The organism is Pseudonocardia cypriaca (assembly GCF_006717045.1).
In the GTDB taxonomy this organism is placed as follows: Bacteria; Actinomycetota; Actinomycetes; order Mycobacteriales; family Pseudonocardiaceae; genus Pseudonocardia; species Pseudonocardia cypriaca.
On record NZ_VFPH01000002.1, the window covers coordinates 856,918 to 868,592 of the forward strand.

The 11,675-nt window shown below is 74.3% G+C and carries 12 protein-coding genes; 6 read left to right on the forward strand and 6 right to left on the reverse strand.

Going from position 1 to position 11,675, the window contains the following annotated elements; translation table 11 throughout:
- Positions 1-13 precede the first annotated feature (13 nt).
- From pheS to infC, 5 genes are all read right to left on the reverse strand, one after another.
- Positions 14-1,081 carry a phenylalanine--tRNA ligase subunit alpha gene (pheS, locus tag FB388_RS21590; protein ID WP_142104033.1) on the reverse strand — a complete coding sequence of 356 codons (1,068 nt, stop codon included), beginning with the start codon at positions 1,079-1,081 and terminating at the stop codon, positions 14-16.
- 12 nt (positions 1,082-1,093) lie between these two features.
- Positions 1,094-1,864: a TrmH family RNA methyltransferase gene (locus FB388_RS21595; RefSeq protein ID WP_246122269.1), complete on the reverse strand. Its 771-nt coding sequence runs from the start codon at positions 1,862-1,864 to the stop codon at positions 1,094-1,096.
- 44 nt (positions 1,865-1,908) lie between these two features.
- On the reverse strand, positions 1,909-2,286 hold the full coding sequence (gene rplT / locus FB388_RS21600; protein ID WP_142104034.1) for a 50S ribosomal protein L20: 378 nt from the start codon (positions 2,284-2,286) through the stop codon (positions 1,909-1,911).
- A gap of 74 nt (positions 2,287-2,360) precedes the next feature.
- Positions 2,361-2,555 carry a 50S ribosomal protein L35 gene (gene rpmI, locus FB388_RS21605; RefSeq protein ID WP_142104035.1) on the reverse strand — a complete coding sequence of 65 codons (195 nt, stop codon included), beginning with the start codon at positions 2,553-2,555 and terminating at the stop codon, positions 2,361-2,363.
- Positions 2,556-2,630: 75 nt separating this feature from the next.
- Positions 2,631-3,218: a translation initiation factor IF-3 gene (infC, locus tag FB388_RS21610; protein ID WP_142106183.1), complete on the reverse strand. Its 588-nt coding sequence runs from the start codon at positions 3,216-3,218 to the stop codon at positions 2,631-2,633.
- Positions 3,219-3,475: 257 nt separating this feature from the next.
- On the opposite strand from infC, the gene FB388_RS21615 reads away from it, so the two are divergent.
- Positions 3,476-4,447: an ATP-binding cassette domain-containing protein gene (locus tag FB388_RS21615; RefSeq protein ID WP_142104036.1), complete on the forward strand. Its 972-nt coding sequence runs from the start codon at positions 3,476-3,478 to the stop codon at positions 4,445-4,447.
- Positions 4,444-5,292: an ABC transporter permease gene (locus FB388_RS21620; RefSeq protein ID WP_142104037.1), complete on the forward strand. Its 849-nt coding sequence runs from the start codon at positions 4,444-4,446 to the stop codon at positions 5,290-5,292. Before FB388_RS21615 ends, FB388_RS21620 begins: the two co-directional genes overlap by 4 nt.
- Here the strand turns inward: FB388_RS21620 and FB388_RS21625 are convergent.
- Positions 5,274-8,378 (reverse strand): AfsR/SARP family transcriptional regulator, encoded by a 3,105-nt coding sequence (locus FB388_RS21625; protein WP_170225776.1) that lies wholly within the window; start codon positions 8,376-8,378, stop codon positions 5,274-5,276. The genes FB388_RS21620 and FB388_RS21625 overlap by 19 nt on opposite strands.
- A 79-nt stretch (positions 8,379-8,457) precedes the next feature.
- Here FB388_RS21625 and FB388_RS21630 point away from each other — a divergent pair, with 79 nt between their 5' ends.
- From FB388_RS21630 to FB388_RS21645, 4 genes are all read left to right on the forward strand, one after another.
- Positions 8,458-8,994 (forward strand): hypothetical protein, encoded by a 537-nt coding sequence (locus FB388_RS21630; RefSeq protein WP_142104039.1) that lies wholly within the window; start codon positions 8,458-8,460, stop codon positions 8,992-8,994.
- A gap of 74 nt (positions 8,995-9,068) precedes the next feature.
- A complete protein-coding gene (locus FB388_RS21635; protein WP_142104040.1) occupies positions 9,069-9,929 on the forward strand; it encodes a DUF4097 family beta strand repeat-containing protein in 861 nt (286 codons plus the stop codon).
- An 11-nt stretch (positions 9,930-9,940) separates the two neighbouring features.
- Positions 9,941-10,888 carry an ATP-binding cassette domain-containing protein gene (locus FB388_RS21640; protein ID WP_211362154.1) on the forward strand — a complete coding sequence of 316 codons (948 nt, stop codon included), beginning with the start codon at positions 9,941-9,943 and terminating at the stop codon, positions 10,886-10,888.
- Positions 10,885-11,667, forward strand: coding sequence for an ABC transporter permease (locus FB388_RS21645; RefSeq protein WP_142104042.1), 783 nt, complete (start codon positions 10,885-10,887; stop codon positions 11,665-11,667). The genes FB388_RS21640 and FB388_RS21645 overlap by 4 nt, the downstream gene beginning before the upstream one ends.
- Positions 11,668-11,675 lie beyond the last annotated feature (8 nt).

Below are 11,675 nucleotides of genomic sequence, written 5' to 3' on the forward strand. Positions count from 1 at the left end.
CTCCCGGGCAGACTCAGACGCCGAACTCGCGGCTGAAGCGGACGTCGCCCTCGACCATGTCGCGCATGTCGGGGATGCCGTTGCGGAACTGCAGCGTGCGCTCCAGGCCGTGGCCGAACGCGAAGCCGGAGTAGACCTCGGGGTCGACGCCGCAGGCGCGCAGCACGTTGGGGTGCACCATGCCCGAGCCGCCCCACTCGATCCAGCCCGGTCCGCCCTTCTTCTGCGGGAACCACAGGTCGGTCTCGGCGGACGGCTCGGTGAACGGGAAGTACGACGGGCGCAGCCGGACGCGCGCATCGGACCCGAACATCGCGCGGGCGAACGCGTCGAGCGTGCCCTTGAGGTGGGCCATGGTGAGGCCCTTGTCGATCGCGAGCCCTTCGACCTGGTGGAACACCGGCGTGTGGGTGGCGTCGAGCTCGTCGGTGCGGAACGTGCGGCCCGGGCACACGACGTAGACGGGCAGGTCGCGCTCGAGCAGCGCGCGGATCTGCACCGGCGAGGTGTGGGTGCGCAGCACGGTGCCGGACGTCTCGGAGTCACCGAGGTAGAACGTGTCCTGCATGGTGCGCGCCGGGTGGTCCTTGCCGAAGTTCAGCGCGTCGAAGTTCAGCCAGGACGACTCGACCTCGGGCCCCTCGGCCACCTCCCAGCCCATCGCGACGAACACGTCGGCGATGCGCTCGGCGATCTGCGTGATCGGGTGGCGGGCGCCGCGCGGGACCCGGTCCCACGGCAGCGTGACGTCGACGGCCTCCTCGGCGAGCACACGCGCGTCGCGCTCCTCGACGAGCACGGCGCGGCGGGCGTCGAACGCCTCCTGCGCCTGCTGGCGGGCGGCGTTGACGCGCTTGCCTGCGTCGGCGCGCTCCGGCCCGGGCAGCGAGCCCAGCTCGCGGCGGGCGAGGAGGATCGGGGCGCGGTCGCCGAGGTGCGCGGGACGCACGGCGGCGAGCTCGGCGAGGTCGGACGCCTCGGCGAAGGCCCGCTCGGCGGCTGCGACGGCGGCCTTCAGCGCGTCGGGGTCCAGCAGGCTGGTGACATCGCCGGGGACGTCGAGGTCCGTGCTCTCACTCATGGTGCAGCGATCCTAACGGCGACGTGCCGCGGCACTCGCGTAGAGGCAGACGGCGGCCGCGGTGGCCAGGTTGAGGCTCTCCGCGCGGCCGTGGATGGGGATGCGGACGCGGTGGTCGGCCCGCGCCGCGAGGTCGGCGGGCACACCGTGCGCCTCCTCGCCGAAAATCCAGGCCACGGGCCCGGCGAGCACCGGCAGCGCAGCGGGTTCGTGCAGGTCCAGCTCGCCCGCCGCGTCGGCGGCGAGCAGCGCGAGCCCGGCGGCCGCGCACGCGTCCAGCACCGCGATGGCGTCGCGCTCGCGGGCGAGGGGCAGGTGGAAGACGCTCCCGGTGGAGGCTCGCACCGCCTTCCCGTTGTGCGGGTCGACGGAGTCGCCCGCGAGCAGCACGGAGTCGGCGCCGGCGGCGTCGGCCACCCGGATCACGGTGCCCGCGTTGCCCGGGTCGGTGATGCCGGCGCACACCGCCACGAGGGACGGCCGCTCGCCGAGGGCCGCGGCGACGGGCACGTCGAGCAGGTCGCAGACGGCCACCAGGCCCTGTGGGGTGACGGTGTCCGACAGCGACGCCGCGGCCTTGTCGGTGACGAGGCTGATCCGCGCGCCTGCGCCGGCGGCGGCGTCGACCAGGTCGGAGTGCCGATCGGCGGCCCCGTCCGTGACGAACAGCTCGCGGACCTGCGCGTACCGGACGGCCTCGCGGACCGCCTGCGCCCCCTCCACGAGGAACCGCCCGGCCCGATCGCGGCCCGCGCGGCGCAGCAGCTTGCGGGCTGCGACCACACGCGGGGTGCGTTCGGTGCCGGGCGGTTCGGCCTGAACTGCGATCAGGCGGCGCTCCCGTCCTGGGCGGGGACGTTGGCGCGGGCGAGCTCGACGAGCGCGGTGAACGCGGCCGGGTCGCTGATGGCGATCTCCGACAGGATCTTGCGGTCGACCTCGACACCCGCGGCCTTGATGCCCTGGATGAAGCGGTTGTAGGTCATGCCGTTGGCGCGGGCGGCAGCGTTGATGCGGGTGATCCACAGCTGCCGGAAGTCGCCCTTCTTGGCGCGCCGGTCGCGGTAGGCGTAGTTGAGCGAGTGGAGCATCTGCTCCTTCGCCTTGCGGTACAGGCGCGACCGCTGCCCGCGGTAGCCGCTGGCCAGCTCGAGGGTGGTGCGACGCTTCTTCTGAGCGTTGACCGCGCGCTTCACGCGTGCCATGAGGGTGTTCCTTCGTGTCGGGCCGGCGGCGGGGTGGCCGCGCGCCGGTCAGGCGGGAGGGGAGGTCGGAAGCGTCAGCGGCCGAGCAGCTTCTTGACGCGCTTGACGTCGGCCTTGCTCACCGGCACGACACCGGACAGGTCGCGCGTCTCCTTGCTCGACTTGACCTCGAGGCGGTGCCGCAGGCCGGCCTGCTGGCGCAGCAGCTTGCCCCGGCCGGTGACCTTGACCCGCTTGGCGATCCCGCTGTGCGTCTTGTTCTTGGGCATGACAGTTCCGTTCACCGGTGACGCCCCCTGGGGCAGGGACGTCGAGCTTGTCGTACTGGGCGTTCCGTGGAGCCGTCAGCCCTGCGTCGCGTCTGCCGACTCCGCGGCGGGAGTGGTGGCGCGCGGGCGAGGTGCCGGCTTCTTGTTCGGAGCGATCACCATCGTCATGTTCCGCCCGTCCTGCTTGGGTGCGGCCTCGACCGTACCCAACTCCGCCACGTCCTCTGCGAGGCGCTGCAGCAGCCGGAAGCCCAGCTCGGGGCGGGACTGCTCGCGGCCGCGGAACATGATCGTGACCTTGACCTTGTTGCCACCCTCGAGGAAGCGCACGACGTTGCGCTTCTTGGTCTCGTAGTCGTGGGTGTCGATCTTCGGTCGGAGCTTCTGCTCCTTGATCGTGGTGAGCTGCTGGTTGCGGCGGGACTCCCTGGCCTTCTGCGCGCTCTCGTACTTGAACTTGCCGTAGTCCATGAGCTTGCAGACGGGCGGGCGGGCTTGGGCGGCGACCTCGACGAGGTCGAGCTCGGCCTCCTGCGCCAGCCGCAGGGCGTCCTCGATGCGCACGATGCCGACCTGCTCCCCGTTGGGTCCGACCAGGCGGACCTCGGGAACGCGGATGCGGTCGTTGATGCGCGTCTCTGTGCTGATGGGGTCTCCTCGTATCGACGTCGTGGGTGCGACGGAGCGAAGACCCGATGGTCGAGCCGGCGAACCGTACGGCTCGCCGGCGGACCGGACCCGGACACCTCGGCGGTGGCGGGTGGGAGCGGGGCTCCGCTTTTGTCGCCCTGACGCGCAGCACAACGCGCGACAGGGTGGTCGCATTCCGGAGGGTACCAGGGCTGCCGCTGACCCGCGTGCCCCGGCCCCTGTCAGCGGGATGTCGGCGCACTGTCAGCGCCGCCCCGCAGCCTCGTGGCATGGACTATGTCATCCAGGCCGATGGCCTGGTCAAGAGGTTCAAGGAGACGACGGCGCTCGCCGGCGTCGACTTCGCCGCCCGGCGCGGCACCGTGCTCGGCCTGCTCGGCCCGAACGGCTCGGGCAAGACCACGTCGGTGCGCGTCCTCACCACCCTCCTGCGCCCCGACGGCGGGCGCGCCCGCATCCTCGGCCACGACGTCGTGCGGGACGCCCCGGCCGTCCGCAGGATGATCGGGGTCACCGGCCAGTACGCCGCCGTCGACGACGCCCTGTCCGGCACCGCCAACCTCGTGCTCGTCGCCCGCCTGCTGGACATCCCGCGGGCCGCCGCGCGGGCCCGGGCCGCGGAGCTGATCGAGCGGTTCGGCCTCACCGAGGCGGCGGGCCGCCGCGTCCGCACCTACTCGGGCGGCATGCGGCGCAGGCTCGACCTCGCGGTCAGCCTCGTCGGCCGCCCGGACGTGCTGTTCCTGGACGAGCCGACCACCGGGCTCGACCCCCGGCACCGCGGCGAGGTGTGGGACGCGGTGCGCGCGCTCGTCGCCGACGGCGTCACGGTGCTGCTCACCACCCAGTACCTCGAGGAGGCCGACCAGCTCGCCGACGACCTCGTCGTGCTCGACCGAGGGCGGGTGATCGCCGCGGGCACGCCGGCCACGCTGAAGGCCGAGGTAGGTGGCCAGCGGCTGCACGTGCGGCCGCTGCACCGCGAGGACCTCCCCCGCGTCGCCGCACTCGCCGCCGAGTCCGCACGGGACATCGAGCCGATCGTCGACCCGGCGGGCGAGCTCGTCCTGCCCGGTGCCGGCACCGCGTTGCTGCACCGGCTCGGCGCGCAGCTCGACGAGAGCTGGATCCCGATCGCCGAGCTCGGGCTCCGGCTACCGAGCCTCGACGACGTCTTCCTGACCCTCACCGGCCACGCCGCGGCCGGCCCGGAGACCGACCCCGAACAGGAGGCCGCATGACCGCCACGACCCCGGAGGCCACGCGTACGAGCGCGGCCGCCAACCCACCCCCGCTTCCGACCGCGCCCCGCGCATCGTCGGCGCTGCGTCGATCAGCACTGCAACACGGCGCCACGCTCGCCTGGCGCGGCATCGTCAAGACGATCAACTCGCCGGAGGCGCTGCTGGACGTCACCCTGCAGCCGGTGGTCTTCCTGCTGCTGTTCGTCTACGTCTTCGGCGGCGCGATCGCCGGCGACACCAGCACGTACCTGCAGTTCGCGCTGCCCGGTGTGCTCGTGCAGACGTTCGTGTTCGCCTCCGCCGGGACGGGGGTGGCGCTCGCCGACGACCTCAGCACCGGGATCTTCGACCGGTTCCGCAGCCTGCCGATCGCCCGGTCGGCGCCGCTCCTCGGCGCGATCGCGGCCGACCTCGTCCGGTACCTGACGTCCGGGGTGATCATGCTCGGGCTCGGTCTGCTCCTCGGGTTCCGCTTCAGCACGAACCCGCTCGCGGTGCTGGCCGGGCTCGGCCTCGTGACCGTGTTCGCGTTCGGGCTCTGCTGGGTGTTCACCGCGCTCGCGATGGTGGTCCGGCAGCCCCGGTCCGTGCAGGGGCTCAGCGCGCTGATCATGCTGCCGATCACCTTCGGCAGCAACGTGTTCGTCCCCGCCGCGACGATGCCGTCCTGGCTGCGCGGCTTCGTCGACCTCAATCCGGTGTCGAAGCTGTCCGACGCCGTGCGCGGGCTGTTCACGGGCGGGCCCGTTGCAGGGCACGCGACGGCGGCGCTGCTGGCGTCCGGCGTGCTCATCGCGATCTTCGCGCCGCTCGCGGTGGCCCTCTACCAGCGCCGGACCTGACCGGCCGGGCCGCAGGCGTACGCGACGAGGGCGGCGAGGCCCTCGTCCCGGGGCAGCTCCCGGCCGCTGCGCACCGCATCGTCCGCCGCCCCACCGAGCGCGGCCCGCACGCGGTCGTGCGCGGCGAGCACCTCCGGGTTGCCGACGTCGGTCGCCCCGCGCTGGCTCGTGGCGACGCCGAGCATCAGGGCGGCCGTCCGCGGGTCGCCCTCGTCCAGCGCGAGCGCAGCAGCCACCTCGGCGACCGCGGCGGCCACCGGCCCGTCGGCCGTGTCGGCGGCCGCCTTCGCCGCGCTCGCGAGGTGGGCCCTGGCTGCGGCCCGATCGCCTGCCGCCAGTTCGACGGCGGCTTTCGCGGCGATCAGGGTCGTCCGCCATTGGGGCCGGTCCGGTCCATCGGCCGGGCGGGCGACGGCCAGGTGGCGCCGGGCCTCGTCGAGGTTCCCGGCCATCCGCTCGACGTGGGCGAGCCAGATCCGCAAGGCGGAGTCGTCGCCTGCCCCGCGGAGGGCCAGCGCCTCGTGGAGGCAGGTGCGCGCGGCTTCGAGATCGCCCCGCCGTGCGGCCAGCAGCCCGCGGCGTGCCAGGAACTGCGGTAGGTCGTCGTCGTTGCCCAGCTCCGTGGCGAGCGCGATGGACTCCTCGTACGCCTGCTCGGCCGCGTCGTAGTGGCCCGCGATGTCCTCCACCTCGCCGAGCGAGTGCACCACGATGCCGAGACCGAAGCGGTCGCCGGTGGCCCGGAACGCCTCGTGGGCGGCGCGCAGCAGCTCACGCTGCTCGTCGAGCTCGCCGTTGTTCTCGGCGACGAGGGAGAGCGCGCTGAGCGCGAACCCGCGCACCCACGGATCCTCCGTCTCGACCGCCAACCGCCGGATGGGCCGGTCGTCGGAGCCGACGAAGAGCGTGTGGATCGGCCCCGCCAGCTGGAGCGTCGGGTGCAGCGGGGGCGGCAGCTCCTCGACCAGCGCCAACTCGGCCGTGACCGCGTCGAGCTCCCCGCCGATGTCGCGCCTGCCCGCGCGCTGGAGCGCCTCGTAGGCCCAGTTGACCGCCCGCGCCGCGGCCGGCGCAGGCCCGTCCATCGCCAGCACGGCACCGAGCCAGCGCGTGGCGTCGCCGAACAGGCCGCGGATGATCCACGACCACGCCATGCCGGCCACCAGCCGGTGCGCACCCGCCGCGTCCCCCGCTGCCACGGCGCGGCGCAGCGCGACGTCGATCTCCTCCGCCTCGGCCCGCAGCCGGGCGAGCCACGGCAGCTGGTCGGCGCGGCGCAGGTGCGGCTCGGCGGCCTCGACGAGCTCGAGCAGCACGGCGAGGTGCGCCGCCTCGGCGGCCGCCCGCTCCCCCGCCTCGTCGAGGCGCTCGGCGGCGTACTCGCGGATCGTCTCCAGCATCCGGTAGCGGGTGGGCGCGCCGTCGGGCTGCTGCACCGCGACCACGATCGACTTGTCGACCAGCGACGCGAGCAGCTCGAACACGTCCCCGGCCACGGGCGGGCCCGCGCAGACCCGCTCCGCCGCCTCGGCCGTGGCGCCACCCGCAAACGCCGCGAGCCGGCGGGCCACCGCCCGCTCCGGCTCAGTGAGCAGGTCCCAGCTCCAGTCCACCACCGCCCGCAGGGTCTGGTGTCGCGGAAGGGCGGTGCGGACGCCTGACGTGAGCAGGCGGAACCGGTCGTCGAGGCGCGCTGCGATCTCGGCCGGGGTCAGCGTCCGCAGCCGCGCCGCGGCCAGCTCGATCGGCAGCGGCTGGCCGTCGAGCCTGCGGCAGATCTCGGCGACGGCGGGCGCCACCTCGGGGCCGAGCGCGAACCCGGGACTGACGGCGGCGCCGCGGTCGGCGAACAGGCGCATCGCGTCGTCCGGGGCCAGCGCGTCGACGGGGTGCAGCACCTCGCCCGCGATGCCGAGCGGTTCCCGGCTCGTGGCCAGCACCCGCAGCCCGGGGCAGGCCTGCAGCAGCGACTCGACGAGGGTGGCGACCGCCTCGACCAGGTGCTCGCAGTTGTCCAGCACCAGCACCACGCGGCGCCCGGTGAGGGCCGCGACGAGCCGTGCGGTCGTGTCGGGCTCGGGTGCCTCACCGGAGCGGACCACGAGCTCCGGCTCCCCGACGGCGGAGAGCACCGCGGCGGGGAGCTGGTGGGCGTCGGTCAGCGCGGCGAGCTCGGCCAGCCGGAACTCGCCCGCCCCCACGACCGCCTCCCGGGCCAGCCGGGTCTTGCCCGCGCCGCCGGGCCCGATGAGCGTGCCGAGCCGGACGGTGGCGAGCAGCTCGCGGACCCGCTCCACGTCCCGCTCGCGGCCCACGAAGCTGGTCAGCGCCGGAACCGGTGCCGGAACCGGCCTGCGCACCGGGGCCGCGGCACCGCGCAGCACGGCGAGCCGGGCCTCCTCCAGCTCCGCGCCCGGGTCGACGCCCAGGTCCTCGACGAGGCGGCGGCGGGTGCGGTCGAGCACCGCGAGCGCGTCGGCCTGGCGGCCTGCCGCGTGCAGCACGCGGGCGAGCAGGGCGGCGGTCGTCTCGCGCAGGGGTGCGGCGTCGAGCTGGGCGGTGAGCGCGTCGATCTCCGCCGCCGGCTCGCCGAGCAGCAGCGCCAACCGCGCCCGCTCCTCCACCGCCGCCGCCCGCCGCTCGGCCAGCCGGTGCGCAGCGGGCTCCGCGAACGGCAGCTCCCGCACGTCGGCGAGGGCCGGGCCACGCCAGAGCCCGAGCGCCTGCCCGAGCAGCGCGTGGGCCGAGCGCGGGTCGCCCGCCCCGCTCGCGGTGGTCGCCAGCTCGCCGAACCGCGCAGCGTCGACCGCGTCCACCGCCACGGCGAGGCGATAGCCCCCGCCCACGGTGGCGACCAGGTCCGCCCCGACGGCGCGGCGCAGCCGGGACACCAGCGCCTGCAGGGCGTTGGCGGCGCTACCCGGCGGCTCCTCGCCCCACAGGTCGTCGACGAGCGTGGACACCGCGACCGGATGCCCGGCGTCGAGGGCGAGCCGTGCCAGCAGCCCGCGCACGCGCAGGCCGCCCAGCGGGACGGCGGCACCATCCCGCCGCGCCTCCACGGCACCGAGCAGCCCGATCAACACGGTCCGAGTCTGCCCCGGCACCACCCGCGGCATCACGCGCAACTTGACTTGGCACCACGCTGGTGCCATTGTGGCACCCATGGATCTGACGCCGCATGTCGAGCGCCTGCGCTACGAGCTCGGGATCGCCGCCGCAGCGGGTGGCGAGGATGCCAGGACGCTCGCCGAACGGCTCACCGCTCCCCTGGAGTCCGCCGTCCGGCTCGTGCTGCTCGACGCCCTGTCCGAGGCGGCCGACGAGATCACCCGGGAGCTGGCACCCGGATCCGTCGAGATGCGGCTGCGCGGGCGGGAACCCGGCTTCGCCGTCACCCCACCCCCGGCCGACGACGCATCCCCGGCCTCCGACCACGACGCCGCCGGCGCGCTGGGGGGTGGCGCCGGCGGCGTCACGCCCGATCTCGACGAGGGCGCGATGACCCGGATCAACCTGCGCCTGCCCGACACGCTCAAGGCCCGGGTCGAGGAGGCCGCGGGCCGCGAGCGCCTGTCGGTGAACGCGTGGCTGGTCCGCGCGGCCACGGCGGCGCTCACACCCCACACCCGGGGCACCACCCAGCCCGCCGCCGGCAGCACCGGGCGCGGGAGTCAGAGCCTCACCGGCTGGGTCCGCTGACCCGGCCGTTCTCCGGCAACTCCGGCCCGTTCTCCGGGCCGGCATCCCACGAATCGACGAAGGAAGGCTTTGCCATGCCCACGTTCGCCACCCCGGAACCGATCACGGTCACGCTCACGCTCACGCTCGCCGACGTCCGGCTGCGGGCGAGCGAGCGCACCGACACCGTCGTCACGGTCGGACCGCGCGACCCGTCCAACGCCAAGGACGTCCAGCTGGCGGAGCAGACCCGCACCGAGTTCGCCGACGGCCGCCTGGAGATCCACGCTCCGCAGCCGTGGCGCGTGCTCGGCCCGTCCCGCTCGGCCGGCAGCCTCGACATCGAGATCGAGCTCCCCACGGGCTCCGCCCTGCACGGCGAGGCGTGGATCGCCGACCTGCACACCACGGGCGAGCTCGGACGCTGTGACTTCGCCACCTCGATGGGCGACCTCACCGTCGAGGGCACCGGCCCCGCGAAGCTGGCGACGAACGGCCGCGTGACCGCGCGCCGGATCGGCGGGACCGCCGAGATCAAGTCCGCTGGCGCCGTGCGCATCGACGAGACCGGCGGCACCACGACGATCAAGAACCTGAACGGTGTCACCCAGGTCGGCCGCGTCGAGGGCGAGCTCACCTGCCGGTCCGCGAACGGGGACATCACGATCGACACGGCGCTGGCCGCGATCACGGCCGCCACCTCGAACGGCGACATCCGCATCGACGAGATCGTGCGCGGCGACATCTCGCTCAAGACCGCCAACGGCCACGTCGAGCTCGGCATCCGCCCCGGTACGGCCGCGCGGCTGGACGTGCAGACGAAGTTCGGCCGGATCCGCAACACCCTCGAAGCGGCCGAAGGCCCGGACGAGTCCGACGAGGTCGCCACCGTCAGCACCCGCACCTCCTACGGCGACATCGTCATCCGGCGCCCCGAACCCCGCACGGCCAGATGAGGAGACCCGGGATGTCCGTCCCACCGGCCGTCACCGTGCGCGGGCTGCGCAAGGCGTACGGATCGAAGGTCGTGTTCGACGGCATCGACCTCGACATCGCGACCGGCTCGATCTTCGCCCTGCTGGGGCCGAACGGTGCCGGCAAGACCACGATCGTCAACATCCTCTCGACGCTGGTCCCCGCCGACGGCGGGAGCGTGCGCGTGGCAGGCCACGACCCCGCCCGCGAGCCCGACGCCGTGCGCGCCGCCATCGGCGTGACCGGCCAGTTCTCCGCCGTGGACGGCCTGCTCACCGGCGAGGAGAACCTCCTCCTGATGGCCGACCTGCACCACCTGGACCTTGCGGACGGCCGGCGCCGGGCCCGCGACCTGCTCGAACGCTTCGACCTGCTGGAGGCCGCCCGCAGGCCCGCCGCCACCTACTCGGGCGGCATGCGCAGGCGCCTCGACCTGGCGATGGGTCTCGTCGGCCACCCCGCCGTGCTCTTCCTCGACGAACCGACCACCGGGCTCGACCCCCGCACCCGGCGCGCGCTCTGGGAGCTGATCCGCGAGCTCGCAGCCACCGGGGTCACCGTCCTGCTCACCACCCAGTACCTGGAGGAGGCCGACCAGCTCGCCGACCGCATCGCGGTGCTCGACCACGGCCGCATCGTCGCCGCCGGCACGGCCGACGAGCTCAAGAGCCTCGTGCCCGGCGGGCACGTCCGCCTGACCTTCCCGGACGCGGCCGCGTACGAGGCGGCCGCCCACGTGCTCGGCGGGGCCGTCCGGGACGACACCGCGCTCGCGCTTCAGGTGGCCAGCGGCGGCAGCACCCACGAGATCCGCGACCTGCTCTGCCAGCTGGACCGCCTCGGCGTCACCGCCGACCGGCTGACCGTGCACACCCCCGACCTGGACGACGTATTCCTCGCCCTCACCGGGCGACCGGCCCCGGCGGAGGCGTCGCGATGACCACGACCACGACAGCGACCCTCGCCCTGCGCGACTGCGCCACGATGCTCCGCCGGCAGCTGCGGCACGTGCAGCGCTACCCGTCGCTGACGCTGATGCTCGCCGGGATGCCGGTGGTCTTCCTGCTGCTGTTCGTGTACGTCCTCGGCGGCACTCTGGGCGCCGGGCTCGGTGGCGACCGCGGCGACTACGCCACCTACGTCGCCCCCGGGATCCTGCTGATGACCGTGGGCACCGCGGTCAGCGGCACCTCCGTCGCGGTGGCGATGGACATGACAGAGGGCATCGTCGCCCGCTTCCGCACCATGGCGATCTTCCGGCCGTCCGTGCTCACGGGGCACGTGCTGGGCAGCATGCTGCAGACGATGCTCTCGGTCGGCGTGGTCGCCGTCGTCGCGGTCCTGGTGGGCTTCCGCCCGGCCGCAGGCGTGGGCGGGTGGCTGGCCGCCCTCGGGACGATCGCCGCGTTCGCCTTCGCGCTGATCTGGCTCGGCGTCGCGCTCGGGATGAGCGCGCGCAGCGTCGAGACCGCGAGCAACACGCCCATGCCGCTCATGCTGCTGCCCTTCCTCGGCAGCGGGTTCGTGCCCACCGACTCCATGCCGCCCGCGCTGCGTTGGTTCGCCGAGCACCAGCCGTTCACGCCGGTGATCGAGACCGTGCGCGGCCTGCTCATGGGCACCCCGGTCGGCGGCGCCGCCATCGCGGCTCTCGCCTGGAGCGCCGCGATCGTCGCCGGCAGCTACCTCTGGGCGATCCGCCGCTACAACCACATCTGAAACGGAAC